This is a genomic window from Mucilaginibacter phenanthrenivorans (assembly GCF_024721155.1).
Classification (GTDB): domain Bacteria; phylum Bacteroidota; class Bacteroidia; order Sphingobacteriales; family Sphingobacteriaceae; genus Mucilaginibacter; species Mucilaginibacter phenanthrenivorans.
In genome coordinates this window covers 343,147-369,483 of sequence record NZ_JAHVAP010000001.1, presented here as the reverse complement: position 1 = coordinate 369,483, position 26,337 = coordinate 343,147, and the positions used below count along the sequence as shown (strand labels likewise).

Here is a 26,337-nt window from a genome sequence, read left to right as displayed (position 1 = left end):
AAGTTAAAAATCAGGAATTATTCGCCCGTATCCTGATGCCTTAGCGATAAACTAAATGAAAACACCCGGTGGATAAAATAGCTTGCGAAAAACAGGCTCAATGCAGCTAATGGACGAGCAACCGGTGGGTACATACTCAGCCATTGGATAAAAATTTTCAATATAGCCAGGTTGGCAAAAAAGCCGATTACAGCGACGGATACAAACCTGAAAAATTGTTTGTAAGGCGGCAATTTTGACTCAGAAAATACAAAGTACTTGGTTATGATAAAGTTAACAACCACTCCCATAAAAAACGATATAGCCAGCGAAAGCGTAGAATTGCGAACTGTAAAAGAAAATATATAGTAAGTTTTTTGAACGAGAAAATTGTGATAAAACAAATAGAATGCAGAAATATCAACCAGGAATCCTAATCCCGCAGAAAATATGAACCTTATAATATGGTTATTAAGCAGCTTATTACCCAGGTTTATCTCAGCCATGTTTCGGGAGGGTCTGTTTTCTTCGCAATCCGGTAATAATTAAAACAGCGCCTCCTGTTACCATAAAAAGCGAGATCATTTCAGCCTGTGTGAAGCTTATTCCCGCAACATGGTATAATGTATTTACCCTTATTAACTCAATTAAAAACCGTTCAACGCCGGCTAATATCATATAGATCCCGAACATCATACCCGGAATTTTTATCCTGTCGCGAATGCTCCATAAAAACAGGAACAGCAGGATACAAACAATACACTCATAAAATGATGTAGGAAATACCGGCGCCGGCAGTTCATGGTTAAATTTTCCAACAAAACCAGGAATAGGTATTCCCTCGTTATTAACATTATGCGGAAATTTAAAGCTCCAGGTCCAATCGGGTGCCCAGCTTAGCCAATGCGGTTTGGGAGCCAGGTTATTTTTCCCCCAATCACCATCGCCTGACATCTGGCAGCCTATACGACCGATACCGTAAGCCAACATCATGCCCGGGCCACCAATATCCAGCATATCAAGCGGCTTAATACCGTTTTTCTTAGCTACATATAAAACTGCTGCGCCACCGCAAATTAAGCCGCCATAAAACGTAAGGCCGGCAAATCCTATCAGCATCCCAACCGGGTCGCGCATAAACTCGTTCCAGTTCTCCAGTGCGTTAAATAATTTCGCCCCGGCAAAACCGAACACCGCCGACCAAAGCAAAATACTGCCCATCAAATCACTTGGATGTACGGTAACCTTTTGTGTTTTAGGCTCAGGTAACTCCTGCTTTTTTGCTTCATAGTAAGCCCAGTACGCAAAAATGGCCGCCCCAATGATCCCGCCGATCCAATTACCCCGCAATGAAAGAATAAAACCTTGTGTATCAGCAAGCACCTTGCTGAAATTAAGTGCCATGTCAACTAACTTATATCCTAAAACAAATCCAAAAAGTCCATTTCCAACCAACTCACCAACTGAAGCCGGCTTACCAATTGTTACCGTTTTTTCGAACGAATGAACATAACCTAGTTTTTCCTTCCGTTTAAACTCCTGTATAAATGCCCAATAGGCACCCATGAAGGCAATGGCAACAAAAAAACCGAATGTTTGGACAATTTGCAAAAACGGAAGTTCGAGGCCGGTAAGGTATTGAATTAGGTAGTATAGATTTGGAAACATCGTTTGTAATTTGGCACCAAGATAGGGTTAATGAGCTAATATTTCTTCGCTTTCAGTTATTTCAACATCACCGTCAGGTGATATTTTTGTTAAGTGCACCGTTTTTAATTCGTTTACAAGCAATGGATCATATTCCGTTTTCACCTTTACGTAATTGCGTGTAAAGCCATGCATAAGGCCATCCTTAGTTTCCCTTTCAAACAACACTTCCTCTACTTTATTAAGTTGACCTTCATAAAATGCCCGGCGTTTCTTGTCAGACAAGATGTGGAGCATCTTATTCCGTTCAGCACGTGTTGATCCCGGTACCACGCCACTCATTTCATTGGCCAGCGTATTCTCCCTTTCAGAATAGGTGAACACATGCAGGTATGAAACGTCAAGCTCATTTAAAAAATTGTAGGTATCAATAAAATCTTCTCTTGTCTCGCCAGGAAAGCCAACTATAACATCTACACCAATACAACAATCAGGCATTACTTCCTTTATTTTGGCAACCCTGCTTACATAAAGGTCACGTTTATACCGGCGGCGCATTAGCCCTAAGATCTTATCAGAACCTGATTGCAGGGGAATATGAAAGTGTGGTACAAACCGCTTTGATTGATCAACAAACTCAATGATCTCGTCACTTAACAGATTCGGCTCTATAGAAGAGATCCGGATCCTGTTGATCCCGTCTATATCGTCTAAAGCCTTAACCAAATCAAGGAACTTGTCCTCGCGCTTACCATTTCTTATACCAAAGTCGCCGAGATTTACACCTGTTAAAACTATCTCTTTTACACCGGAGATAGCAACTTCCTTAGCCTGCGCAACTACATTTTCAATGGTATCGCTGCGGCTGCTGCCCCGGGCCAGCGGAATGGTGCAAAATGTACAGGAATAATCACAACCATCCTGAACCTTTAAAAAGGTACGGGTACGGTCGCCAAAAGAGAAACCGGGAACAAAATCCTTAGCTTCCGATACCGGCTGATTATAAACCATTGTCTTATTTGTTTTTGTAAGATCGGTGATGTAATCAACTATCTGGAATTTCTCTGCAGCGCCCAAAACCATATCAACGCCAGGGATCTCTGCTATTTCCTTAGGTTTTAACTGGGCGTAACACCCAACTATGGTAACAAATGCGTTAGGCGAGATCTTTAGCGCTTCTTTAACTACCTTTCTGCATTTTTTATCTGCATGATCAGTAACCGAGCAGGTATTAATAACATATACATCAGGGGTATCGGTAAACTCAACCGTTTGAAAACCAGCGTTATTAAACTGGCGCCCAATGGAAGAGGTTTCTGAATAATTCAGCTTACAGCCTAACGTATAAAATGCTACCTTTTTGTTCATTTTTAAAGGTTGCAAAGATACTCATTTTGTAAATAAAATCGCCAGCCAAATTTCCCGGGGTACCTGCGAAGCTAAAAATCTGCGGAACTTACCCTATTCAGTCCCCCACCGATAGCTGTCATTATCCAGGCCAATCAGGTCGACGATACGATTAACTACCGTCATGGCCAGCTCTTCAATGGTTTGCGGCTTGCTGTAATATGATGGAATCGCCGGGCAGATGATCCCGCCCGCCTCGGTAACCGTTTGCATATTACGGATATGGATCAGGTTGAATGGTGTATCGCGCGCAACCAGGATAAGCTTGCGCCGTTCCTTTAAAATAACATCGGCTGCCCGGCTGATCAAATCGTCGGAAACGCCTGACGCTATCCGACCAAGCGTGCCCATGGAACATGGAACAACAACCATGGTATCGAACTTTGCCGAACCCGATGCGAAAGGCGCCATGAAGTCAGTTTTAGGGTAAACTTTATAAGGAATCGACTTATAGTCATCGTCATCCAGCTCAAATTTCCATACGTCCTTTGCGTTATCCGACATCACGACGGCAACCTCGGTAATTTGCTCACCCAGTTCCTGAAGTTTTTTCAGTAGTAATTTGGCGTATATCGAACCGCTGGCACCGGTTATCGCAACAACAATCTTTTTCTTCATTTCCATATAAACAAATCCGGCTCGTAAAAGTTATAGGCATAAAAAAGGGTCGAATATAAATACTCGACCCTACATCTACCTATGAAAAACATGCCCTTTGAGAGGGCACTACAAATGTACTAACAGTTTTTTAATTTTTAAATAATTTCTTAAAATAAATTTAACCTGCTTTTGGAAAGTTTTTTTCTATAAGCGTTTGAATTATACCGTCGACCAGCCCGACAGTAGGCACATAAATATTTTTTATGTTGGCCCATTTCATCACGGTAATATAGATCTCACAGGCGGGAATTATTACGTCGGCACGATCCTGGTTAAGACCAAGTACATTTATCCTGTCTTTAAGTGAAAATGAATTTAAATACCCATAAAGAGATTTAAGTTTACCAAAGCTTAATGGTGATTTTTCCTTTTCTTCGGAAAGCTTGTATAATTTATTGATATTACCACCTGTGCCTATGCCCGAAATAATTTTGAATTGCTTGGTGTTCTCACGAATAAAATCCCTCATATCATTCCAGCTTTCTTCAGTATCCTGGTTATCAAGCATCCTGATGGTGCCTATATTAAACGATTTGGATGCCCACATTTCTCCGGATGAAAAGAAGGACAACTCCGTACTCCCGCCGCCCACATCAATATAAAGGTAATTTTTGCTTTTATCGATGGTTTGTTCGGCATGACTTGCGTAGATCATTCCGGCTTCTTTTTGTCCATGAATAATTTCAAGATCAACGCCGGCTTCTTCGTTAATCTGCTTTACTATATCGGTTCCATTTTTGGCCTCACGCATGGCTGATGTTGCATACGCCATATAGTCGGTTACCTTGTACACCTCCATTAGCTTGCCAAAAGCCTGCATCGTTTTTACCAGGTCGGCGATTTTTTTATCAGACAGCTGCTTATCCAGGAAAGCGTCATCACCCAGGCGCAATGGAACCCTTATCAAGGTGTTTTTTTTAAACGAAACTGACCCATTGTTTTCAATAATATCAGCGATAAGCAAGCGGACTGCATTTGAACCTATATCTATAGCGGCGTATCTCAATTTATTATCCTTTATGTTTTAAATAGTTGTAAGTATCAACCTGTGCCCGGTGCGGTAGCTCAGAGCGGGTTTTGTGGTATTTATTGGTATTGTGAATATTAATTTCGCGCGATTTGGTGTTGTCTTCAAGTTGAAGATCAATAATGTCACGGATCTCTTTTTTAAGCCCTTCATCGTATATCGGGAAGCCGACTTCAACCCGGGTATCAATATTACGGGTCATAAAATCGGCAGATGTCAGGTAGATGAGTTCATCGCCGCCGTTGCAATAAATATGCACCCTCGCGTGCTCCAGGTATTTATCTACAATACTGATCACCTCAATATTTTCACTATACCCTTTTACCCCTGCAATAAGGCAACACATACCTCTTATAATCATCTGGATCTTTACTCCCGCATTACTAGCCTGGTAAAGCTTATTGATCAGTTGTTCATCAGCGAGGCTGTTCATTTTTAATATCATATACGCCTGCTTTCCGGCCTTAGCGTTTTTTATCTCATTGTCAATGAGTTTGTATATGGCCGGGCGTGCATCAATTGGCGAAACGATCAAACTCTTTAATCCCTTTGGTAAAATATTTTTGCTCAAGGCTTTGAAAACATTTACCAGGTCGGCCGTTATCCTTTTGTCAGCGGTAAGCAGGGTATGATCGGCATACATCCTTGCCGTTTTTTCATTAAAATTTCCGGTAGACAAACAAGCATAATAAGCAGGCCGCTCCTTTTCAGTCCGCATTACAAGGCAAATCTTCGAGTGTACCTTGTAGCCTTCAATGCCATAGAGTACGGTAACCCCTTCTTCTTCCAGGCGCCTGCTCCATCCTATGTTATTTTGCTCGTCGAACCTTGCGCGGAGTTCTACAAGACAGGTTACCTTCTTGCCATTTTTTGCAGCACTCATTAAGGCATGCATTATCCGGGAATTTTCCGCCAGGCGATAAACCGCTATACTGATCTCTTTTACTTTTGGATCGATAGCCGCCTCCCTTAAAAAATGAATCACGTAGTCGTACGACTGATAAGGCGTACTGATCATAAAATCTTTCTTTGCAATCATTCCCATCAAGCTTTTGCCAAACGACAAGCCTTCAACCGGCAATGGAATGCTTTTTTCATATTCCAGTTCCGACCGGCCCACGTTTGGAAACGAGATGAAATTTTTAAAGTTATGGTAACGATTCCCCGGAATAAGGCTTTCTCCATGCAGCCCCATTTTATTCACCAGGTACTTAAGCATATCTAACGGCATTTCCGAATCGTAAAGCAACCGCATTGGCTTGCCTTTTTTGCGCTTTTGCAGGCTCTTTGAAAGCGAATCGATGAATTTCTCGCTTACTTCCTTATCAAGATCAAGTTCAGCATCACGGGTAAGCTGAATAGAATATGCCTCAATGGAGTCATGTTCAAATATGAAGAAGATATCCTCCAGGCTATACCTGATGATATCATCCAGTAAAATAATAAATTTAAGGTTGTTAGTTTCGGGCAATACGATAAAGCGGGATAGCGTATCCGGAAACTCAATCAATGCAAGGCGTGATTTTTTATTTTTAGTGAGCTTTACAAAAAAATAAATTGCCCGGTCGCGTAGTTCGGGCAATGGTAACGCCTCATCCAGCATTATTGGCACCAGTGTAGCCAGCAAACTTTCTCTGAAATATCGTTTAACAAACTCGCCCCTGCTTACATTCAACTGTTTGTCATTCAGGATAAAGATCTTTTCTTCAGCAAGCTGCTTTACAATGATGTTTTCGTACAGATTGTTAAACTTTCGTTCCTGCCGTACTACAATGTTTTTTATCTGGTTTAAGATCTTCTTTGGATTATACCCTAAAATTTCCTTAGCCTTTTCATTCAAATTTGCGAGGCGGCTTAGTGTAGCTACTCTTACACGGTAAAACTCATCGAGATTGGATGAAAATATGGCTAAAAATTTAATCCTGTCAATTAACGGAACCGTTGGATCGGCAGCCTCCTGCAAAACGCGATCATTGAAATATAACCAGCTTATTTCACGATTAATTAAGGGTACGTGTTTACTATCCATATAAAAGACTGGCCTTTCGGCCGTGGTTTACAAATCTGCTTATTTAAATGTTAACTTAATATTAACTCATTGGTATGTTAGTGTGTTTTTATTATTTAGTTAATGAGGAGAAGTTCATGGTTGATGGTTCATAGTTCATGGTAGCTGCATTAAATGGGTAAAGCTTTTGAAGCATAATCCATATTCTTCGTCTATGAACTATGAACCATCAACCATGAACTAAAAAATCCTACCTTTGCCATAACACCAAATTTACCTTTACTATGCCAACATTTGATATTGTAAGCAAAATAGACGGCCAGACGCTGGATAATGCAATTAATATTGCGAAAAAGGAAATATTGAACCGTTATGACTTTAACGATTCAAAAAGCACCATCGACCTTGATAAAAAGACCAACACAATAACTGTGGTAACTGAAAATGATATGCGGTTAAAAGCTATCAGCGATTCTATCATCAGCCGCATGGTAAAACAAAGTCTGGACCCCAAAGCTTTGGATTTGGACGGTAATGTACAATCCGTTTCCGGTAACATGCTCCGTAAGGAAATAAAGATAAAAGAAGGTATCGATAAAGAAGCTGCAAAAAAAATCGTTAAAAAAATAAAGGACAGCGGACTAAAGGTACAGGCATCCATAATGGAAGATCAGGTTCGGGTTCAGGGCAAAAAGATAGATGACCTACAGGCAGTTATCAGCCTTTGCCGCAAGGACGATTTCGGGCAACCTTTGCAGTATATTAATATGCGGGATTAGGTGAATGCGGAATTATCTGTCTGAATCAGAATTTTCAGAATTAATGAATTAACAGAATTCCGAAAATTCTAAAATCTTGTAAATTCTGATTCAGACAAAAGAAAAAGACCGCTCCTTGCGAAGCGGCCTTTTCAAACTAAACCAACTATTATGAAAACACTCTTTTTATTTCGGAATTCGGATATTCGATTTCGGATTTAATATCCTAATCAAACTTTATCTTTCGGACTTTCGGTCTTTTCTGACTTCCCGACTCCAATTATTTTACAGAAATTTCGCGTGACTGAATTTTAGCCTCTTCCTTTTTAGCTACGTTAAGCTTTAAGATCCCGTCAGCATATTCAGCTTCAATCTTTGAATGATCAGCAGTTTCAGGTAAGGTAAATGACCTGGTGAATGAATTGTAGCTATATTCACGTTTGCTAAATTTCTTACCTTCTTCAACGTTTTCTACCTTCTTATCAGCAGATACGCTCAATACGTTTTTATCAAGGCTGATCTTAAAATCTTCCTTTTTTAAGCCCGGAGCAGCCAATTCTATCTGGAACTCGTTTTCAGTCTCTGCAATGTTAACAGCAGGAACACGGCTTGATAATTTGTCGCTCAAAAATGAGTCGTTTAAAATCGAATCAAATACGTCGCTAAAAAATGGATTAACGCCGTGATTCTTTTGTCCGTTTGCAAATTTTACTAAAGTCATGATTATATTCTCTTAAGTTTTTCTTTTAATATATTTGCTAAGTGTTTATCAACTGTTATACCAAGGGGAAAAAACGCATCAAACACGACACAATGTCTGTTGCAATTCAAAACATACAGACAAAATGACATTTTATGAGTGAAAAAATAGCCGATTATAAATACAAAACACCCATCGCGATCCGATTTTCAGATATTGACGCCGTAGGGCATGTTAACAATGCCATTTACCTAACCTATTTTGAAGTTGCACGTTTTAACTATTGGAAAGAGGCGATCAATTGGAACCTACGTGAAAACGGGGTGATAGTGGGACGGTCGGAAGTTAATTATCTGAAACCAATTACATTGGAGGACGAGATATTTTGTTATGTACGCACAACAAGGATAGGGAACAGCAGCTTTGATATAATGCATTTATTGGTGAGAATAACGCCACACGGCGAAGAGATCTGCACGACAGGAAAAACTGTATGCATCAGCTATGATTACTCCTTGAATAAGTCCATATCTATTCCACAGAAGGAAAGAGACATGATGATTGCTTATGACGAGCCTGGATTGATCCTGAATACTAATTGAACCGGGATTAATGGATTTTAGGGATTTATCAGATAAAAGCTCAGATTATTTAACACCCGCTAGTTGACCGCTTACAAGGGAATCTCTTCTAATCCAGAAAATCCGCTTAATCCCGGTTCAGAAAGATTTCACCTGCTCCATTTGCAGCAGCTTTTCATCCAGTTTGCTTATTTTTTGCCGGTGCCCCGTAACCATTATGGCCAGTTGCAAACAGCCATCCTTTTTGGAAACCTGTACCCGTCTTGAAGTCAATTGCAAAGCACTAATAGCTTCTTCGACCGAATCCATATTAGCATAGCTGGAATCTGTAAATACAATTACAAAAAGCTTGTCGCGATGGATCTTGTCTATGTATCTCTCAAGCAGGTTAAAAAACAGCAGCACCATCAACGTAATAACTGTACAAATTAGCGCCAGTGTATAATTCCCTGATCCGGCCGCCATTCCTATTGCTGCAGAGATCCATATCACCGAAGCCGTTGTCAGCCCGCTAACCGTTATATTGTCCTTAAAAATTACACCCGCGCCAATAAAGCCAATACCTGTTACTATGTTGATGTTAACCCCTGCTCCGGCCCGCTGCGCAACCATAGTGTAGATTGTTGAGCCAAGACAAATTAAAATAATGGTGCGAAAGCCTGCAATCTTATTTTTATACTGCCGCTCCAAACCTAATAAGCCCCCACAAACAACCGCTATAGCTATTTTAATCAGGTCCTGATCCGTTATGTTAAATTCTAATGCAGACAATGTTAATTAATGATTTAGTGAGTTTGTGAATTATTGAACCGGATTAAGGGAGTTAACAGATTCTTTAAATGCAATCGAATTAATTAAATCCGACAAATCCCTTAATCCCGGTTCCGGTCAAAGATTTTTCCGGGGTTTAAGATACCATTTTTATCAAACACTTGCTTTATCCCGCGCCATAAGGCAAAATGAACTTCGCTGTATTTTATTGGCATAAATCCCTTTTGTACCAAACCAATACCATGCTCGCCGGATAAGGTTCCGCCAAGGGAGACTGTAAGCTCAAAGATCTCGCGGATACCATCCTTTAATTTAGTGTTCCAGTCTTCGTCACTCATTTGGCCTTTGATGATATTTACATGCAGGTTTCCATCGCCTGCATGACCATAACACACTGATTCAAAGCCATATTTAACCCCCGTTTCTTTAATCCCTTTAATCAGCTCCGGCAAGCTTGCGCGCGGAACAACGGTATCCTCCTCTTTATAAACAGAATTTGATTTTACTGAAACGGCCATCGTCCTGCGTAGGCGCCATAGTTCTTCTTTTTGTGCAGATGTATCAGCAAATAAAACCTCCTTACAATCAAATTCCTCCAGCACCTGGTTTATCTTCTCACAGTCGGTAAAAATCACCTCCTGGTTGGTCCCGTCTACTTCAATTAGTAAAAAAGCTTCAATGCCGTCTTTCAGATCGAACACAAGCCCATCCTTTTCTATCACCCACTCCACTCCTCTCCGTTCCATAAATTCCAGGGCTGACGGAACAATGCCTGCTCTGAATATAGCAGATACTGCACCACAGGCGGCTTCGTTGGAAGTGAACGACGCCAGCATTAGGGCATCTAACGTTGGCCGAGGGATAAGTTTTACAACTATCTTGGTAATTATCCCCAAAGTGCCCTCCGATCCTATCATCAATTGGGTAAGGTTATACCCTGAAGCATATTTTAAAGTATTGGCGCCAGTCCAGATTACTTCGCCGGATGGCAGCACAACTTCCAGGTTTAAAATATATTCCCTTATGGTACCATATTTAACCACCCTCGGTCCGCCTGATCCGTGCGAAACATTGCCTCCGATAAAGCAGCTGCCTTTACTTGCCGGGTCAACCGGATATAGCAGGCCCTTTGCTGCAACCTGATCCATAAACTCCTCAGTAACTACACCAGGCTCCACGGTAGCCTGCAGGTTTTGTTCGTCAATTTTTAACACCTTATTAAAACGTTCCATCGCTATGAGCAAACCACCCATAACAGGTAGCGCCCCGCCACTCAACCCTGTTCCCGCGCCGCGCGGGGTAACGGGAATTAAATTCTCATTACAAAGCTTCATTAATGCCGAAACCTCCTGCGGCGATTTTGGTTTTGCTACCACTTCCGGGTAAAAGCGCAGGTCTTCTGTTTCATCATGGCTGTATTTTTCCAGTTCGACGTTACTAGTTATAACCTCATCATCCCCAACTATCTGCCTGATAGCTGCAAGTATATTTTCCGTGATTTTATTATAGCTCATATTGTTATAACAATATTTGAGTAAGCAACTTTACCATTAAGCGGCGGATTCATTTTTTTTAAAGAAACCCTGATCGAATCAGTAAAGGGAAATTGACTTTTTATTTCGTTAGCGATCGCCTGGGCCACTGTTTCAATCAGTTTGGAGGTCTTTTTCATTTCAGCCTCTACAATACCATAAACCCTTTCGTAGTCAACTGTATTACTAATCTCATCATCCTTCAGGTTTTTTACCGGCGCAAAACTCACATCTACGTCAACAATAAATCTCGTTCCCAGTTTTTGCTCCTCAGGGTAAAACCCATGGAATGCGAAAAACTCGGCTCCGTGCAATGCTATAGTAATCATAAATCAAATGTAATTATGATTTATGATTTCACATGTTTCATTTGGATTTAATACTTGGAATTAAAAATTCCGAATTTGAAATTCCGATTTCCGAAATCAAAACCCCTATCTTTGCCCACCAATTATCCACTTTATGTCTAAAAAAGATCTTTACGAATCGCCTGATTATTATTTAGCTGATGAATTGTTTACTGAAGAGCATAAGCTGATTCGCGCAACTGTACGCGATTGGGTTAAAAAAGAGGTAAGTCCTATAATAGAAGATTATTCTCAACGTGCTGAATTTCCAAAACACTTAATAAAAGGCCTTGGTGAAATAGGCGCTTTCGGCCCAACTATCCCCGTTGAATATGGGGGTGCCGGATTGGATTATATGTCGTACGGTATCATCATGCAGGAAATTGAGCGTGGCGATTCAGGCATCAGGTCCACTGCATCTGTACAGGGATCATTGGTAATGTACCCGATATACGCGTATGGCTCAGAAGAACAAAAACATAAATATCTCCCTAAGTTAGCTACCGGTGAATTAATGGGCTGCTTTGGCCTTACCGAACCCGACCATGGTTCAGACCCGGGCGGGATGACCACCAACTTCAAGGATGCAGGCGATCATTACCTGTTAAATGGCGCTAAAATGTGGATCTCAAACTCACCTTTTGCAGATATAGCCGTTGTTTGGGCAAAAGACGAAAGCGGCAAGATTCGTGGACTAATAGTTGAACGGGGCATGGAGGGTTTTACCACGCCCGAAACTCACAATAAATGGTCGTTACGCGCGTCAGCCACCGGTGAGTTGGTTTTTGACAACGTTAAAGTACCTAAGGAAAACTTGTTACCAAATGTGACCGGCTTAAAGGGACCTCTTGGCTGTCTTAACCAGGCACGTTACGGTATTGCCTGGGGTGCATTAGGCGCAGCAATGGATTGTTATGATACGGCTTTAAGATATTCTAAAGAGCGCAAACAGTTCGGCAAACCTATTGGCGCGTTCCAGCTTCAACAAAAAAAACTGGCTGAGATGATCACAGAAATCACCAAAGGTCAATTATTGGTATGGCGTTTGGGAACTTTAAAAAACGAGAACCGGGCCACCCCTGCTCAAATCTCCATGAGCAAACGGAACAGTGTTGAAACAGCACTTAATATTGCCCGGGAAGCGCGTCAGATGCTGGGCGGAATGGGCATTACCGGCGAGTACCCGATAATGAGGCACATGATGAACCTGGAATCAGTTGTGACTTATGAAGGAACTCATGATATCCATTTATTAATTACCGGTTTCGACGTTACAGGACTGGAAGCTTTTAAATAATAAGTAACCTTAATCAATAAATAACCGTTTAATTATAAATGAATTTATTCCCCTTGGGAGTAAAATGTAAATTTGTATATTACATATTGATTAATAGTGCCCAATCTCCTGATTAATACCACTTTCAACATCAACAGGCTTTTGCTTTTATTGGCGACTGTTTGCTGGCTGGCGTCGTGCGGAATAAAGGCGGACGATACAGGCGATTATTCTGAACAATTTAAGACGTTTTCGACAAATCTTTCCAAACCGCGACACCACATTAGTTTAGAGGATGACCAACGCTTTATAGATTCCGGGTTTCGCGAAATTAAGAACCCTTACATCAACGATATTTTCAGGTATTACGGATTAAAATATCTTTACTACAAACGGGGTATCATGAAACCCCGCATGGCTCTTGTATACGCCGACAGTATGCTGATGATGGCAAAAAAAAGTATTACCAGAAAACAGTATGTAAGCAATTACGCCGAAGCAAATTTTGCTATGGGTGACGCGTATTTCGACCTTTCCCAGCTCAGCCATGCTTATCAATGTTACTACCAGGGTTATTTTCTGGGTAAAAACAATCTAAAAAACGAAATCCTCGCTGAGTATACCTATCGCATGGGGATGGTGATGTTTAAGCAGGGACATTATCCTGAGGCTGCTAATTACTTTAAAACCAGCTTCAGGCAAAGTTTGTCGTACAAGGACAGCTTCACTGCATTTTACCAGCGCCAGGAGCTACTTGATAATATCGGCGAAAGTTTTAAAAACAATGGCGAACTGGATAGTGCGGCTATCTGGTTTAATAAAACATTGCGATACATAAATAACAATAGCAGCGGATACCAAAATCAGGGCCAGGCGAGGCTTACTAATGTTGCGCGTGCCGTTGTTTATGGCAACCAGGGCGAAATTGCTATGTTAGAGGGCCAATCTGCACAGGCTGAAGAGCTTTTACAAAAAAGTATTAAAATAAATCTTAAAAAGATAAACGACTTTACCAATGCCCAACTCGCTGAAATCAATCTTGGTAAATTATATATCAACACCCGGCGATATCAGCCATTCGCAACATTGTTCAGCGATTTACGAAGACAACTTGATACGGTAAAAAACGAGGAAGCAGAAACCAATTGGTACTTTTTGATGAGCAAATACTACCAGCAAACCGGTGATTTTGCAAATGCCTACAAGCATGTTCAAATTTATAATTCATTAAAGGATTCCACAAGTAAGCGTATCAATTCGTTGAAAGAAACGGACGTAATTCAGCAAAAAGAAAATTACGATAAGCAATACCAAATTGAGGACCTAAAAGATAACAATAAGCTTCAGCGGATCTATATCTATCTGTCAGCGATTTGTGCGGGAATGGCAATAATAATTATTTTGTTAGTATACCGTAACTGGAAGAAATCGAAGCAAGATGTGCAAATTGTAAGTGATTTAAACAAACAGATAAACCTGCAAAAAACTGATCTCGAGGTCACACTCGAAGAACTTAAGCAAAGCGATCAGGAAAAAGACAGGATCTTGAGGGCTGTTGCACATGATCTTAGAAATCCGATAGGTGGTATAGCTTCTTTAAGCCAGGTAATGATGGAAGATGAGCTTACAGACGATCAAAAAGAATTAATTGCACTTATAAAAGAAACATCAAACAACTCATTGGAATTAATAAACGAGATCCTTGAAGTAACAAATAACGGCACTGCACAACTTAATAAGGAGCTGGTGGACATGAATTCTCTATTAAACATGAGTGTGGAATTATTGCGATTTAAAGCCTCGGAAAAGAATCAAACAATTAAACTTGAATTACTGACCGATCCGGAAGACTTATTTGTAAGCAGGGAGAAAATATGGAGGGTTGTTGGTAACCTTATAAGTAATGCCATCAAATTCAGCCCGGCTGGCGAAACCATATTTGTAAAGGCTACAGTTGCAAAAAGTGAACTTATCATCTCGGTTAAAGACGCTGGCATAGGAATCCCTGAAAGTGTGGGAACTAAAGTATTTAACACATTTACCGAAGCTAAAAGACCAGGAACTGCCGGTGAAAAATCCTTTGGGCTAGGGCTATCTATAAGTAAACAAATAATTGAAAGTCATAATGGTAGGATTTGGTTTGACACCAATCCTAAAGCAGGGATAACATTTTTTATTGCACTGCCACGTCAGCAAAAAAGCGACTCACCTAAAGTTCAGAATTCTGATTTAGAGATAAAAGCTTATTCCTGATAAAGCCTTCAGAACTATTTGCCGCTTAAAAACCGTCCATACCAATGCCCTGATCCTTTAATGATCCGCTGTTGTGTGTCAAAATTAATATGTATCAACCCAAAACGCGGATGATAACCTTCTGCCCACTCAAAGTTATCGGTAAGCGTCCAGATAAAATAACCACTAATCTTCAGGCCTTCATTTTTTGCCCTTAATACCTGCTGCAAATAGCTTTGCAAATATGCAATCCGCCGAGTGTCCTCAACTTTGCCATCGCTTACCTCGTCAGGAAACGCTGCGCCATTCTCAGTTACGATGATGTTTTTTATTTGAGGATAGCTGTTAAACTTTTTGATCATCTGGTAAATAGATGCAGGGTACACCTCCCATTTCATGCTTGTTAACGGCACCCCCCTTTTTTCTGCCTTCACCAGCGATGCGCCAACATAAGGCGTAAAAAACGAGTTTTTAACAATTTCGCGTGTATAGTTTTGCACGCCGATAAAATCAAAATCAAACTTCATTTCATCCTCGTCCCCGGGTAGTTGGTATTTTGCAACGCCCTTTAATGCAGGCACATCAGCAAAAGGGTATCCCAAACCTAAAATTGGCTCAATAAAAAGCCTGTTAAGTAAGGCATCAACCCTTTTGGCGGCGTTTACATCTTTCATCTTATCGGAATGCGGCTCGATATACGAGCACGAAAATGTTGTACCAACCTGTGCGTCGGGCACTAAACTGCGCAGTATCCTACCACCCGCTGCCATACACAAAACGGCGTGATGAATAGCAGGTAAAAAATTCTTCAACCCTGTTCTTCCCGGCGCGTGGATGCCCAGGAAATAGCCGGCGCCGGTAAATACGCCGGGCTCGTTCATTACCATCCAGTGCTTTACCCGGTCGCCAAAATTTTCGGCGCAGGCAGTTACAAATGCTTTAAACCAAGTTACAATGTCACGATTTGTCCAGCCGCCCCTTATCTCAAGAGCCTGTGGCAAGTCCCAATGATAAACTGTAACCCATGGCTCAACTCCCTGTTCAACGCAATAATCGATAACACGGTTATAAAAGTCGACACCTGCCTGGTTTATTTCGCCGGTACCATTTGGAAATATACGGGTCCATGATATGGAAAACCTGAAACAGGGGATGTTCATCTGTTTGATCAGGTCGATATCTAGTTGGTATAAATTGTAGAAATCGCAGGAAATATTGGGTTTGTCGCCATTCAGGATCTTACCTTTTTTTGCTGCAAAAGTATCCCAAATGGATTCCCCCTTTCCATCGGCATCACAGCCACCCTCTATCTGGAACGAAGCCACGGAGACTCCCCAAATAAAATCGTCGCCAAAAGGTTGTTTATTGAAATCTAGATGCTGCGAAGTGCTTTCCATTAAAGAGCTATTGTAGTGCCAAATTGTGCAATACAATCAAATAAACGAAATTTTTAAACAAATAATTAGTGAATGAAAGATGACCTCATACTTTTCAGGATCATCCACTCACGGAAATTTGTAATAAGCTTCGAAAACTTTATGATGAATTTCATAACAAATGTGTTTATTTAATTATAAAGGTAATGCAGCGTTATAAACCTGTGATGTCGGTATCATTATGTTATTGTTAACTGATAATCACTGCGATAGCCTATTTGTTTTAATGCTTGCGATATTTTTAATTTTACAGCATGAAAAACTATTTTATCCGGCTTTTAAACTACGACCGTTACGCTAACGAAACAATATTGGCCGCTATGCTTAAGACAGATCCGCCCGAAAAGTCGATCCAATTAATGGCACATTTACTAACAGCCCAACAGATCTGGCTAAACCGCTGTAAAGGATTGCCACCGATAGCCAGCGTCTTATGGCCGGAGGGTAAAACAGAAGCCTTTGTCGGTACTATCACGTCAAATAGCGAAGCTTGGTCAAGCTACCTGGATACATTACAGCCGGATGATTTTGAAAAAGCAATCAGCTATAAGAATTCACAGGGCGATAGCTTTCAGAATAAATTGAGCGATGTACTTGCTCATTTAATTAACCACGGCACCCATCACCGCGCTCAAATAGGCCAGCAACTGAAGTTTGCGGGAATTGAAAGCCTGCCCAATACCGATTATATTTTCTACATAAGACAATTAAATGGCTAACCTATGTTAGCTGTTGCTTATTTTTGACCGCATAAAAACCTAAAAATGAAAAAAACGCTACTGATATTATTTGCCTGCTCCTTCCTGTTCGCCTGCTCAAACAAAAAAGCAGAAAAAAGTGCCGCCATGGACGATGTCATGAAAGTGCATGAAAAAGTCATGGAAGTTGACGGAAAGGTTATAGCAAACCGCATGAAGCTTGACACATTGATAAAAACAAATGCTGTTGCTGCGAAGGATTCAGCGGTAATCCTTAGCAAAAAGTTATCGGCTGCTGAGGATGCAATGGAGAACTGGATGCATAAATTTGATTATGAACAAAAAGGAAAATCAGATGCCGACGTTATTTCCTATATGAACGATCAAAAAAAGCTGATCCTGGGTATAGATGCTCAATTAAACGCCGCCGTTGCTGAGTCAGATGCTTATCTCAAAAAAACCAAGGCAAAATGAAGAAACTGATCTATGCTGCCACAATAATTTTGTTAATCAGCGCCTGTAAATCAAATAATTCGACGTTACCGATTTACGGCAACAAAAAACCGGTTACTAAAACAGTGAACGGTAAACAGGTTACCGATACTATTTATCAAACCATTCCTGATTTTAAATTTGTTAATCAATATGGCGATACAATAACCGGGAAAAATCTTGACGGAAAGATCTATGTGGCTGATTTCTTTTTCACCACCTGCCCTACCATTTGCCCGGTGATGCACCGTAATATGCTGCCGGTTTATAACGAGTTTAAGAGCAATCCTGATTTCCGCATCATATCGCATTCCATAGACCCTAAATACGATACCGTACCTGTATTAAAAAAATACGCCGATAAAATGGGCCTAAGCGGTAACACATGGTGGCTACTACATGGCGACAAAGACGCAACTTATACCATTGCAAAAAGCTATTTAACATCTGTACAGGAAAAAAACCCACAGGGAAACTACGTACATGATGGCTATTTTATTTTGATCGATAAACAAAAACGGATTCGCGGCACCTATATGGGAACCGATCCTGCTGAAGTGGAAAAAATGACTGCCGATATCAAAACCTTAATGGCTGAGCCTGATCAAAACCCAACCAAATGAAGGTTAAAATAATCGGCTGTATTTGTTTCGTGGTAATTGCGTTCGCGATTTCATGCCAGAGCGATGAACGCATTGAGTTTAACCGGTACTATTCAAACGGGAGCACAGTTTATCAGGCCAAATGCCAAAATTGCCACGGCATTAAAGGTGATGGTTTGCAAAGCTTCATCCCTCCGCTCACCGATTCATTATATTTAAAAAACAACAAGAAAACATTGGCTTGCCTGTTAAAAAATGGATTAAAGGGGAAAGTCATCATCAATAATAAGGCATTTGACGGTGAAATGCTCCCAAGCGGCCTTACACCGCTTGAAATTGCCCAGGTACTTACCTACGTAACCAATTCATTTGGAAATAAGGCAGCAACCAGCACCGTTGAAACAGTTAATGCCGACCTGGCTAAATGCAATTAATTATAGCTACCTTAACTGTTCACATTTAAACGCAATGAGCATTTTCAACCCTATTTCATTAAATAAGCAGTTTGAAGTAAACGGATCTGCAGGATCTATTGACAATTACATTTCTAAAAATGAGCCCCATGGCTTTTCCGCACATAAAGTTTCAAAGAACGAGTATAAGTTTTTGTCGGACCTTTCGCTGGGCACCTTAATAAAAAACAGAAGACCGGGCTCCGTTAACGGCATCCATACTAAAGTTGTAATAACGCCTGTAAACAAGGATAAGGCTATTGTAAACCTGGAGAGTAAATCGAGATTCGAACTGATCTTGATAATAGTTCTTTGGGCTGTAATTTTATTATTACAGCTAGTGGCAAAACAACCTGTTGCCGGTTGGATAACTGCCATATTGTTTCCTGCGTTACTGGTATTCTTTTTTCTTCTGCATCGTATCCAGGTAAACGTTCTGCAATCGAAGGTTGAGCGGTATTTGAAGCAGTATAACGCTATCTCCGCAAAAAACAAGTAACTTTGCTATGCAAAACGTTCTATCGCTGTTGGGATTTATCCCGACGGAGGAAAGTCCGGGCAACACAGAGCATCCTGCTTCCTAACGGGAAGGCGCCGACAGCCGGCGACAGCAAGTGCCACAGAAAATATACCGCCCCGATTCGTTGGGGTAAGGGTGAAAACGTGAGGTAAGAGCTCACGGCTTTTCCGGGCAACCGGGATTGCGGTAAACCTCAGGAGTTGAAAAACCAAATAGGTCCTGGACGCGGAGCTGCTCGTTTCCTAATCTATCTGCGCAAGCAGGTAATTTGCCAGGATGGGTAGGTTGATTGAACCTGTTAGCGATGACAGGGCCAGATTAATGATAGAAGCCATTTATTTATAATGGAACAGAACCCGGCTTACAGCTTTGCTGCTGATATACCCCTTTCGGTAAAACGGGAGGGGTTATTTTTTGAAACGATTTTGGGATGTGAAGGGTTAATGAAATACTGTTTACAGATTAATCTTATCTTAATAAAACCAATCACCCCAAAATGTGTTTGCTTTTCTATACATTTACATATATTCGCAACATCATATCTCCAAAAGAAAAACTTATAAGAAACAATGGCCAAAATTTTAATTATTGATGACGAACGCGCTATACGCAGCACGCTACGCGAAATTTTAGAATACGAAGACTACATAGTAGAAGATGTTGACAATGGAATTGACGGTTTAGAATTAATAAAGGCTAACGACTACGACCTTGTTCTTTGCGATATAAAAATGAACCGCATGGATGGCATGGAAGTGCTTACCGAAGGGCTTTCTTATAAACCTGATCTTCCTTTTATAATGATCTCTGGTCATGGAACGGTGGAGACTGCTGTGGAAGCCAGCAAAAAAGGTGCATTCGATTTTATTTCAAAACCACCTGATCTTAACCGCCTGCTAATCACTGTTCGCAATGCGTTAGACAGGGGAAGCCTTGTGACAGAAGCCAAGGTTTTAAAAAGAAGAGTTTCAAAGGTCCGTCCTATTTTAGGCGAGTCCCAGGCAATTTTAAAGATAAAGGAAACTATTGATCGCGTTGCGCCTACCGATGCTCGTGTACTGGTTACTGGCGCAAACGGAAGTGGTAAGGAACTGGTTGCCCGCTGGCTTCACGAGAAATCAAACCGCTCAAGCGCACCATTGATTGAAGTTAATTGCGCGGCAATTCCGTCTGAACTTATTGAAAGTGAATTATTTGGACACGAAAAAGGATCTTTTACCTCAGCTATAAAACAACGCATTGGTAAATTTGAATCAGCCAACGGCGGAACTTTGTTTCTTGACGAAATTGGTGATATGAGTCCGTCAACCCAGGCAAAAGTGTTGCGGGCGCTGCAGGAAAATAAAATAACACGTGTTGGTGGTGAAAAGGAAATTGAAGTTGACGTACGCGTTGTTGCTGCAACCAATAAGGACCTGCTGAAGGAAATTGAAGCTGGCAACTTCCGTATGGACCTTTACCATCGCCTAAGCGTTATCCTGATCCATGTACCACCGCTTACCGACCGCAGGGATGATATCGGGCTGCTTACGCAAAACTTTTTGGATGAGATCTGCAATGACTATGGCATGCCGGTTAAAAAGATTTCCGAAGCTGCCCTTGACGCACTTAAGGCGTTACCATGGACAGGCAACATCCGTGAGTTGCGCAACATGGTAGAACGCCTGATAATTTTAAGTGACAGGACCATTACAGATGGTGACGTTAAGGCTTTTGCCAATCCGTCATCTCCGGTAGCGGCAAGCAATGATGCGGCCGCGGCGCAAACAGATTTTGATCAATTTACTAACTTCCAGGAGTATAAGGATTTTGCTGAACGCGAATACATCAAATTCAAACTGGAGAAAAACAACTGGAACGTGTCAAAGACTGCCGACGATATTGATATTCAAAGGAGCCACCTTTACAGTAAAATTGAAAAATTCGGTTTGAAGAGGGGGGAATAGCTTGGTGAGTGGTTGATTGAGTTAGATTGAGTTGATTAGGTTAATAGCACTACCCAGCGAGACTAACTTAATCAACCACTCTCCTAATCAACCCAATCAACCAAACTATTAATCAACCACTAACTAAAACTTTGTTTTACCCCATAAAAAACCTACCTTTCGGTTACTAACCTAATAGTAAACCGTAATGGCTTCACCAGCAAAAACCCAACAACCTGCAGACGATTTCGACGCTGCCCCTACCCGATTATTTTCGTTAGACGCACTACGAGGCTTTGATATGTTTTGGATAATGGGCGCCGACGAAATCTGGCACAGCATAAAGCATGCTACGCATGGGCAATCGGCCTTTTGGAACACAATGGCGGAGCAATTTACCCACCCGGACTGGAACGGTTTTCACGCTTACGATCTGATCTTTCCGCTTTTCCTTTTTATGGCTGGAGTATCAACTCCATTTTCGGTAGGCCGTGAACTGGAAAAAGGGAAAAGCCGCGAGCAATTATTGCTTAGAGTTATGAAAAGAACCCTAATATTAATTCTATTAGGTTTTCTCGTGAACAACGGGCTCCAGTTGCGACCGATCTCTGAATTCCGCTTCCCCAGCGTACTTGGCCGAATTGGCATTGCCTACATGTTTGCAAACATTATTTACCTCTACGCAAAGGAATGGACGCTTATATTTTGGTTCTTCTTTTTTATAGTTGGTTATTACTTACTGCTAAAATTCACATCGGCGCCGGGTTTTCATTCCGGCGACCTAACCCCTATGGGTAATTTTGCCTCTTACATGGATCGCATTACATTGCCCGGGCGGTTGTATGTCCCATACCCGGATGGCAGACCGAATATGCACGACCCGGAAGGTTTGTTTTCTACAATTCCTGCTATAAGTACTGGCTTATTAGGCATCATGGCCGGATTAACCTTGAAAAACAAAACGCTTTCGCAAAACGCTAAAACCCTGCGCCTGGCAATTGCTGGCGTTATATTCCTGGTAGTAGCACAAATCTGGAACATTGACTTCCCTATCAATAAAAACCTTTGGTCAAGCTCATTTGTGATGCATGTTGGCGGGATAAGCTTGTTACTAATGGCACTATTTTACTATGTGATAGATGTTTTAGGCTATAAAAAATGGGCGTTTTTCTTTAAGGTGATCGGGATGAACTCCATCCTCATCTACATATCAGGGCACTTTATAAAATGGCAGTACGCCAACGATGGCTTTTTTAAATGGCTGGGCCAATTAGCCGGTGATCCATGGGGTGCCGTATTGATGGCTATAACCTTACTGATAGTAAAGTGGATGTTCCTTTATTATCTATATCAAAAGAAAACGTTTTTACGGGTGTAGGTTATTGCCTTACCGCAATCTGTGCATTCTTCATTTCCTATGGTTAATTTTAACACGAGGTCACAAAGAATGCACAGAGGTTGGTGAATATGCTACTTTTCTAATATTACCTTAAGAGATGCCGGCGAGTAATTCACTGATTTTAAAGTTTTATTATCCGCTGTGCGGTAAACCAAAAACAATCCGTCGATCTCCTTATGATAGGAATCGATATCCGCTGTGTTTTTGTAATGTGCTATAGTTTTCTCAGCCTCTTCAACAGTTTTGCAAGCCTTGCTCATGTTTGAGCGATGAACCTCATCAAACAATTCCTTAAACTTTTCAGCAAGTCCAAATTCCAGTATCGCGCCTGATAACACATATTGCAGATCGCAAAAGGCATCGGCAACTTCAACCAAATCATTATCATCAATAGCTTGCTGCAATTCCTTTAATTCCTCGGCCAAAAGGGAAATGCGTAAAGCTGCTCTTTCTTTAGAGGGTATTGCCGGCTGCGGCACAATAGGGTGTTTAAATGTTGTATGGAATTCTGCTACCTGGTTTAAAGAGTTTGTATCTTTTATCATAATTATTCTGTTGCTTATTTGTTTAAAGCAGTGTTGCTAATATAGAAATATGTGCTTGCTTTGTACAAAACTTGTCAAAATAAAACGTCGTTATTAATACGGGCACAATTGTTGAATAAATAATTCATGCGAACATTAAACCGTTTGTAATAACGTTAGTCTATAAAGAAAACAGCAGCGAAAGACTGTTCAACTAATATCAATATGAAAAAGGCATTAAAATATTTTGTATTCACAAGCTTAAGCGGACTATTATGTTTGTTTTTAGCTTTTCCGGCAAATGCTCAGCACAGAGGTGGTGGTGGTGGCGGCGGTAGTCACGGCGGCGGCGGCGGCGGTGGTCATTTTGGCGGCGGTGGCGGCGGTCATGTTAGCAGCGGTCGTTCAGGCGGCTTTTCAGGCCATTCATCATTCTCAGCGCCGTCAGGTTCACAACGTTCATTTGCTCCCCGTGGCAGCGCGGCGGTAAGAGGCGGCTCGTTTCAGCGTGGTCAATCTTTCCAAGGCAACTCGCGTTTTAACGGCAGAGTTGGCGTAAGTGCAAACCGTGGCTTTACAGGTAACAGGGCTTACGCAGGCTCAAGAGGCTATGTTGGCGCCCGCGGCTATGCAGGTTCTCGTGGTTATGCAGGTTCAAGAGGTTATGTTGGCGCACGTGGTTATCGCGGTGGCTACTATGGCCATAATGGTTTTGGATATGGTCGCGGTCATTATTACGGCCCAAGTTATTGGGGCGGTCGTAGCTATTGGGGCTATCGTGGTGGATTTTATTACCACGGCGGCTTTTTCGCAAGCCTTTACTATCCACGCATAGGCTTTAGCATAGGCTATTTACCATACGGTTATTACCCATTCTATTGGGGCGACGCCCAATATTACTATAGCAATGGCTTTTACTACCAACAGCAAAACAACCAATATACAGTAGTTGAACCACCATTAGGTGCTGAAATTTCACAATTGCCTGCAAACGCGCAGTCGATCATGATAAATGGCGCACAATATTACGAGCTGAATGGTGTTTACTATCAGCCTATAACAAAAGATGACGGTTCGCAAGTATACGTCATTGCAGGTAAGGATGGTCAGTTAGACACTGATCAACAGGGCCAGGTACAGGGAGGAGATCAAGGTCAAACTGACCAGGCTCCATTACCGAAAACAGGTGATATATATAATGACCTGCCACAAGGCACCCGCACTATTCATGTAAACGGACAAACCTTATTTGTTTCTCCTGATGATGTGTACTACCAGGAAACAACTGACACCGGTGGTAACAGGGTGTACAAAGTTGTAAGCACCCCCGCAGACGAGCCTCAAAACTAAAAAAAAATAAGACCTACTTTAAAGGGTAATCCGGCATGGGTTGCCCTTTTTGTTTGTTCACCCGCGTATTTTTCAGCTTCGCCTGCTTATATTTATCACATATGAAAGCGACTGTTAAATTTACCTGATGGATAAAACCGAAAAACGAATCTGCTGGTACAGCTCATTGCTCATTGCTTTACTTATGAGCAGCCCCAGGTTCCTGGCGCTTCGGGAAAACGGCATTATTGCGCATTACTGGCATTTTAATCTCGCGGAACTTATTTTTCAGCTACTTTCCAGCACAACTTTCTGCTACCTGCTCTTTTATCTTAACCTTAACCGAACAAGTGCTTTGTTCATATCGCATAATTCGAAAAAGTACACCACGACCTTTTTTTTAAACTTTGGGGTGCTATTGGTTTTTTGCTTAACGGCAGGAATAATTCAGCGGCACGTTTTTTTTAGTACTCAATTACGAAATATCTATTGGTCGGGCTATTTTTCCAGATACGTTTTGAGCGGTTTTTTGGCTGGGATACTCATAAAAATTATCCTGTTGCTCCGTGAGAGTAAGCGAAAGGACAAAGAGAATGAACAATTGAAAACCGCTTATCTTGAAGCAGAGCTGGAATTGCTAAAGGAGCAGCTTAACCCTCATTTTCTATTTAACTCATTGAGCACGCTTTCGGGGATTGTTAGGGAAGATCCTGCTAAGGCTCAGCATTTCATCAATCATTTATCAAAGATATTCAGGTATGCGCTTACCCAAGCCGGCAATCAATTGGTAAGCCTGGGCAACGAATTAAAGATGATTACTTCGTATGAACAATTGCTTGTTATGCGTTTTGAAAAAGCGTTTCAGTTAACCATTGATATCGATGAAAAATTCAACGATGTGCTTATCCCCCATTTAACATTACAGCCGCTAATAGAAAATGCCGCTAAACACAACTCGGCCACGCTGGCAAAACCGTTAAAAGTGAAAGTATATATAGCTGAAAACATGCTGGTTGTATGCAACAACCTCAACATAATTGCGGAGCCGGAACATAGTACAGGCATAGGGCTCGCCAATCTGAACAGTCGCTTCAGTATATTGATGCACCATGAAATTGAGATCGAACAAAGTGCCGAATACTTCATCGTAAAATTACCTCTTAATATATGAAGCAGTTGAAAGTAGTAGTAATTGAGGATGAGCCGGTTTCAGCGCGTAATTTGGCGCATGTGCTGCAAACGATTGATGATGGTATACAGGTTATAAATATCCTTTCAGGCGTAAAGGACGCCGTAGAATGGTTCTCGGAGCAGCAAACCGGCTACGATCTTATTTTTATGGATATCAGGTTAGCAGATGGTTTATCATTTGATATTTTCAAACAAGTCAAGATAACAAAGCCCGTTGTATTTGTCACTGCATATAACGACTACGCCATACAAGCCTTTAAAAATAACGGGATCGACTATATCCTTAAACCTTTTGACCAGCACGAGGTTAAGCAGGCTATCGATAAATTCAAAAACCTGGTAAATCAACCGGGGCAACAACCACGCGAAACAGATCTTTCTGAACTTATTGAGCAGCTAAGCGTAAATTCAAAAGCCTATAAGAAATCTTTTCTTGTACACTTCAGGGACAAACTCATCCCGGTCGAAACGGCAAAGATAGCGTGGTTTTATACAGCAAATGAATTGGTTTACGCGCAAACCACAGATGCCAGGCAATACGTTATCGATTTTACGATGGAGCAATTGGAAAAACAACTCGACCCCACTGTCTTCTTTAGGGCAAACAGGCAATTTCTGATCAATCGCAAGGAAATAACCGAAGTAGATTTTTACTTTAATGGCCGTTTATCAGTTAAAATAAAACCTGCGCCGCCTGAAAGCATCATTATAAGCAAGGCCCGTGTGCCTGAGTTTAAAACATGGATGAATAACTGATCACTTCGCCCCCGGTATTGTCAGCCTCACCTTATTTCCGGCAACCCATCCTGCTTTTTTGAGTCAATTTTACATCATCAAAAAATGA

Annotated in this window: 26 protein-coding genes and 1 other RNA gene; 15 read left to right on the top strand and 12 right to left on the bottom strand. The window is 41.3% G+C overall.

Going from position 1 to position 26,337, the window contains the following annotated elements; translation table 11 throughout:
• Window positions 1-17 precede the first annotated feature (17 nt).
• From KXD93_RS01570 to ppk1, 6 genes are all read right to left on the bottom strand, one after another.
• The gene (locus KXD93_RS01570) at window positions 18-485 is read right to left on the bottom strand and encodes a GtrA family protein (protein WP_258135103.1); all 468 of its coding nucleotides are present in this window, start codon (window positions 483-485) and stop codon (window positions 18-20) included.
• Window positions 478-1,647 carry a prolipoprotein diacylglyceryl transferase gene (locus KXD93_RS01565; RefSeq protein WP_258135102.1) on the bottom strand — a complete coding sequence of 390 codons (1,170 nt, stop codon included), beginning with the start codon at window positions 1,645-1,647 and terminating at the stop codon, window positions 478-480. Before KXD93_RS01565 ends, KXD93_RS01570 begins: the two co-directional genes overlap by 8 nt.
• A 27-nt stretch (window positions 1,648-1,674) precedes the next feature.
• Window positions 1,675-2,994 carry a tRNA (N(6)-L-threonylcarbamoyladenosine(37)-C(2))-methylthiotransferase MtaB gene (gene mtaB, locus KXD93_RS01560; RefSeq protein WP_258135101.1) on the bottom strand — a complete coding sequence of 440 codons (1,320 nt, stop codon included), beginning with the start codon at window positions 2,992-2,994 and terminating at the stop codon, window positions 1,675-1,677.
• A gap of 93 nt (window positions 2,995-3,087) precedes the next feature.
• The gene (locus tag KXD93_RS01555) at window positions 3,088-3,651 is read right to left on the bottom strand and encodes a UbiX family flavin prenyltransferase (protein ID WP_258135100.1); all 564 of its coding nucleotides are present in this window, start codon (window positions 3,649-3,651) and stop codon (window positions 3,088-3,090) included.
• 160 nt (window positions 3,652-3,811) lie between these two features.
• The gene (locus KXD93_RS01550; protein WP_258135099.1) at window positions 3,812-4,699 is read right to left on the bottom strand and encodes a Ppx/GppA phosphatase family protein; all 888 of its coding nucleotides are present in this window, start codon (window positions 4,697-4,699) and stop codon (window positions 3,812-3,814) included.
• A 4-nt stretch (window positions 4,700-4,703) separates the two neighbouring features.
• Window positions 4,704-6,749, bottom strand: a complete 2,046-nt coding sequence (gene ppk1 / locus KXD93_RS01545) for a polyphosphate kinase 1 (protein ID WP_258135098.1) — start codon at window positions 6,747-6,749, stop codon at window positions 4,704-4,706.
• 263 nt (window positions 6,750-7,012) lie between these two features.
• Here ppk1 and KXD93_RS01540 point away from each other — a divergent pair, with 263 nt between their 5' ends.
• On the top strand, window positions 7,013-7,507 hold the full coding sequence (locus tag KXD93_RS01540) for a YajQ family cyclic di-GMP-binding protein (protein WP_258135097.1): 495 nt from the start codon (window positions 7,013-7,015) through the stop codon (window positions 7,505-7,507).
• 259 nt (window positions 7,508-7,766) lie between these two features.
• Here the strand turns inward: KXD93_RS01540 and KXD93_RS01535 are convergent, their stop codons facing one another.
• Window positions 7,767-8,207, bottom strand: a complete 441-nt coding sequence (locus KXD93_RS01535) for an Hsp20/alpha crystallin family protein (RefSeq protein WP_258135096.1) — start codon at window positions 8,205-8,207, stop codon at window positions 7,767-7,769.
• A gap of 134 nt (window positions 8,208-8,341) precedes the next feature.
• Here KXD93_RS01535 and KXD93_RS01530 point away from each other — a divergent pair, with 134 nt between their 5' ends.
• Window positions 8,342-8,788, top strand: a complete 447-nt coding sequence (locus KXD93_RS01530) for an acyl-CoA thioesterase (protein ID WP_258135095.1) — start codon at window positions 8,342-8,344, stop codon at window positions 8,786-8,788.
• Between the two features lie 117 nt (window positions 8,789-8,905).
• Here the strand turns inward: KXD93_RS01530 and KXD93_RS01525 are convergent, their stop codons facing one another.
• From KXD93_RS01525 to folB, 3 genes are all read right to left on the bottom strand, one after another.
• Entirely contained in the window at window positions 8,906-9,538 is a 633-nt protein-coding gene (locus KXD93_RS01525) for an MgtC/SapB family protein (protein ID WP_258135094.1), read from the bottom strand.
• 101 nt (window positions 9,539-9,639) lie between these two features.
• Window positions 9,640-11,052 carry an FAD-binding oxidoreductase gene (locus KXD93_RS01520; protein WP_258135093.1) on the bottom strand — a complete coding sequence of 471 codons (1,413 nt, stop codon included), beginning with the start codon at window positions 11,050-11,052 and terminating at the stop codon, window positions 9,640-9,642.
• Window positions 11,049-11,399, bottom strand: coding sequence for a dihydroneopterin aldolase (folB, locus tag KXD93_RS01515; RefSeq protein ID WP_258135091.1), 351 nt, complete (start codon window positions 11,397-11,399; stop codon window positions 11,049-11,051). The genes KXD93_RS01520 and folB overlap by 4 nt, the downstream gene beginning before the upstream one ends.
• A 133-nt stretch (window positions 11,400-11,532) precedes the next feature.
• Between folB and KXD93_RS01510 the strand changes: the two genes are divergently transcribed.
• Both KXD93_RS01510 and KXD93_RS01505 read left to right on the top strand, forming a co-directional pair.
• Window positions 11,533-12,714, top strand: a complete 1,182-nt coding sequence (locus tag KXD93_RS01510) for an acyl-CoA dehydrogenase family protein (protein ID WP_258135090.1) — start codon at window positions 11,533-11,535, stop codon at window positions 12,712-12,714.
• Window positions 12,715-12,810: 96 nt separating this feature from the next.
• A complete protein-coding gene (locus KXD93_RS01505; RefSeq protein WP_258135089.1) occupies window positions 12,811-14,946 on the top strand; it encodes a tetratricopeptide repeat-containing sensor histidine kinase in 2,136 nt (711 codons plus the stop codon).
• A gap of 14 nt (window positions 14,947-14,960) precedes the next feature.
• On the opposite strand, the gene KXD93_RS01500 is transcribed toward KXD93_RS01505, so the two are convergent.
• The gene (locus tag KXD93_RS01500) at window positions 14,961-16,322 is read right to left on the bottom strand and encodes a GH1 family beta-glucosidase (protein ID WP_258135088.1); all 1,362 of its coding nucleotides are present in this window, start codon (window positions 16,320-16,322) and stop codon (window positions 14,961-14,963) included.
• Window positions 16,323-16,615: 293 nt separating this feature from the next.
• Here KXD93_RS01500 and KXD93_RS01495 point away from each other — a divergent pair, with 293 nt between their 5' ends.
• The 8 genes from KXD93_RS01495 to KXD93_RS01460 all read left to right on the top strand — a co-directional run bounded on the left by KXD93_RS01495 (window position 16,616) and on the right by KXD93_RS01460 (window position 22,428).
• Complete coding sequence (locus KXD93_RS01495) at window positions 16,616-17,080, top strand: DinB family protein (protein WP_258135087.1); 465 nt, start codon at window positions 16,616-16,618, stop codon at window positions 17,078-17,080.
• 45 nt (window positions 17,081-17,125) lie between these two features.
• The gene (locus KXD93_RS01490; RefSeq protein ID WP_258135086.1) at window positions 17,126-17,533 is read left to right on the top strand and encodes a hypothetical protein; all 408 of its coding nucleotides are present in this window, start codon (window positions 17,126-17,128) and stop codon (window positions 17,531-17,533) included.
• Window positions 17,530-18,174: an SCO family protein gene (locus KXD93_RS01485; RefSeq protein WP_258135085.1), complete on the top strand. Its 645-nt coding sequence runs from the start codon at window positions 17,530-17,532 to the stop codon at window positions 18,172-18,174. Before KXD93_RS01490 ends, KXD93_RS01485 begins: the two co-directional genes overlap by 4 nt.
• On the top strand, window positions 18,171-18,587 hold the full coding sequence (locus KXD93_RS01480) for a c-type cytochrome (protein ID WP_258135084.1): 417 nt from the start codon (window positions 18,171-18,173) through the stop codon (window positions 18,585-18,587). Before KXD93_RS01485 ends, KXD93_RS01480 begins: the two co-directional genes overlap by 4 nt.
• A 34-nt stretch (window positions 18,588-18,621) precedes the next feature.
• A complete protein-coding gene (locus KXD93_RS01475) occupies window positions 18,622-19,104 on the top strand; it encodes a hypothetical protein (protein ID WP_258135083.1) in 483 nt (160 codons plus the stop codon).
• 6 nt (window positions 19,105-19,110) lie between these two features.
• An RNA gene (gene rnpB / locus KXD93_RS01470) (RNase P RNA component class A) lies at window positions 19,111-19,505 on the top strand.
• Window positions 19,506-19,694: 189 nt separating this feature from the next.
• A complete protein-coding gene (locus tag KXD93_RS01465; RefSeq protein WP_258135082.1) occupies window positions 19,695-21,071 on the top strand; it encodes a sigma-54-dependent transcriptional regulator in 1,377 nt (458 codons plus the stop codon).
• Window positions 21,072-21,258: 187 nt separating this feature from the next.
• A complete protein-coding gene (locus KXD93_RS01460) occupies window positions 21,259-22,428 on the top strand; it encodes an acyltransferase family protein (RefSeq protein WP_258135081.1) in 1,170 nt (389 codons plus the stop codon).
• Between the two features lie 92 nt (window positions 22,429-22,520).
• On the opposite strand, the gene KXD93_RS01455 is transcribed toward KXD93_RS01460, so the two are convergent.
• Window positions 22,521-22,994 carry a pyrophosphohydrolase domain-containing protein gene (locus KXD93_RS01455; protein ID WP_258135080.1) on the bottom strand — a complete coding sequence of 158 codons (474 nt, stop codon included), beginning with the start codon at window positions 22,992-22,994 and terminating at the stop codon, window positions 22,521-22,523.
• Between the two features lie 204 nt (window positions 22,995-23,198).
• Between KXD93_RS01455 and KXD93_RS01450 the strand changes: the two genes are divergently transcribed.
• From KXD93_RS01450 to KXD93_RS01440, 3 genes are all read left to right on the top strand, one after another.
• Window positions 23,199-24,323 carry a DUF6515 family protein gene (locus KXD93_RS01450; protein ID WP_258135079.1) on the top strand — a complete coding sequence of 375 codons (1,125 nt, stop codon included), beginning with the start codon at window positions 23,199-23,201 and terminating at the stop codon, window positions 24,321-24,323.
• Between the two features lie 127 nt (window positions 24,324-24,450).
• Window positions 24,451-25,473 carry a sensor histidine kinase gene (locus KXD93_RS01445; protein WP_258135078.1) on the top strand — a complete coding sequence of 341 codons (1,023 nt, stop codon included), beginning with the start codon at window positions 24,451-24,453 and terminating at the stop codon, window positions 25,471-25,473.
• The gene (locus KXD93_RS01440) at window positions 25,470-26,249 is read left to right on the top strand and encodes a LytR/AlgR family response regulator transcription factor (RefSeq protein ID WP_258135077.1); all 780 of its coding nucleotides are present in this window, start codon (window positions 25,470-25,472) and stop codon (window positions 26,247-26,249) included. Before KXD93_RS01445 ends, KXD93_RS01440 begins: the two co-directional genes overlap by 4 nt.
• Window positions 26,250-26,337: the final 88 nt, after the last annotated feature.

Excerpts from the sequence above, each read along its gene's own strand:
- KXD93_RS01570 (WP_258135103.1), bottom strand. The coding sequence starts at position 485 with ATGGCTGAGATAAACCTGGGTAATAAGCTGCTTAATAACCATATTATA.
- KXD93_RS01565 (WP_258135102.1), bottom strand. The coding sequence starts at position 1,647 with ATGTTTCCAAATCTATACTACCTAATTCAATACCTTACCGGCCTCGAA.
- mtaB (WP_258135101.1), bottom strand. The coding sequence starts at position 2,994 with ATGAACAAAAAGGTAGCATTTTATACGTTAGGCTGTAAGCTGAATTAT.
- KXD93_RS01555 (WP_258135100.1), bottom strand. The coding sequence starts at position 3,651 with ATGAAGAAAAAGATTGTTGTTGCGATAACCGGTGCCAGCGGTTCGATA.
- ppk1 (WP_258135098.1), bottom strand. The coding sequence starts at position 6,749 with ATGGATAGTAAACACGTACCCTTAATTAATCGTGAAATAAGCTGGTTA.
- KXD93_RS01540 (WP_258135097.1), top strand. The coding sequence starts at position 7,013 with ATGCCAACATTTGATATTGTAAGCAAAATAGACGGCCAGACGCTGGAT.
- KXD93_RS01535 (WP_258135096.1), bottom strand. The coding sequence starts at position 8,207 with ATGACTTTAGTAAAATTTGCAAACGGACAAAAGAATCACGGCGTTAAT.
- KXD93_RS01530 (WP_258135095.1), top strand. The coding sequence starts at position 8,342 with ATGAGTGAAAAAATAGCCGATTATAAATACAAAACACCCATCGCGATC.
- KXD93_RS01520 (WP_258135093.1), bottom strand. The coding sequence starts at position 11,052 with ATGAGCTATAATAAAATCACGGAAAATATACTTGCAGCTATCAGGCAG.
- folB (WP_258135091.1), bottom strand. The coding sequence starts at position 11,399 with ATGATTACTATAGCATTGCACGGAGCCGAGTTTTTCGCATTCCATGGG.
- KXD93_RS01510 (WP_258135090.1), top strand. The coding sequence starts at position 11,533 with ATGTCTAAAAAAGATCTTTACGAATCGCCTGATTATTATTTAGCTGAT.
- KXD93_RS01500 (WP_258135088.1), bottom strand. The coding sequence starts at position 16,322 with ATGGAAAGCACTTCGCAGCATCTAGATTTCAATAAACAACCTTTTGGC.
- KXD93_RS01495 (WP_258135087.1), top strand. The coding sequence starts at position 16,616 with ATGAAAAACTATTTTATCCGGCTTTTAAACTACGACCGTTACGCTAAC.
- KXD93_RS01490 (WP_258135086.1), top strand. The coding sequence starts at position 17,126 with ATGAAAAAAACGCTACTGATATTATTTGCCTGCTCCTTCCTGTTCGCC.
- KXD93_RS01485 (WP_258135085.1), top strand. The coding sequence starts at position 17,530 with ATGAAGAAACTGATCTATGCTGCCACAATAATTTTGTTAATCAGCGCC.
- KXD93_RS01480 (WP_258135084.1), top strand. The coding sequence starts at position 18,171 with ATGAAGGTTAAAATAATCGGCTGTATTTGTTTCGTGGTAATTGCGTTC.
- KXD93_RS01475 (WP_258135083.1), top strand. The coding sequence starts at position 18,622 with ATGAGCATTTTCAACCCTATTTCATTAAATAAGCAGTTTGAAGTAAAC.
- KXD93_RS01465 (WP_258135082.1), top strand. The coding sequence starts at position 19,695 with ATGGCCAAAATTTTAATTATTGATGACGAACGCGCTATACGCAGCACG.
- KXD93_RS01460 (WP_258135081.1), top strand. The coding sequence starts at position 21,259 with ATGGCTTCACCAGCAAAAACCCAACAACCTGCAGACGATTTCGACGCT.
- KXD93_RS01455 (WP_258135080.1), bottom strand. The coding sequence starts at position 22,994 with ATGATAAAAGATACAAACTCTTTAAACCAGGTAGCAGAATTCCATACA.
- KXD93_RS01450 (WP_258135079.1), top strand. The coding sequence starts at position 23,199 with ATGAAAAAGGCATTAAAATATTTTGTATTCACAAGCTTAAGCGGACTA.
- KXD93_RS01445 (WP_258135078.1), top strand. The coding sequence starts at position 24,451 with ATGGATAAAACCGAAAAACGAATCTGCTGGTACAGCTCATTGCTCATT.
- KXD93_RS01440 (WP_258135077.1), top strand. The coding sequence starts at position 25,470 with ATGAAGCAGTTGAAAGTAGTAGTAATTGAGGATGAGCCGGTTTCAGCG.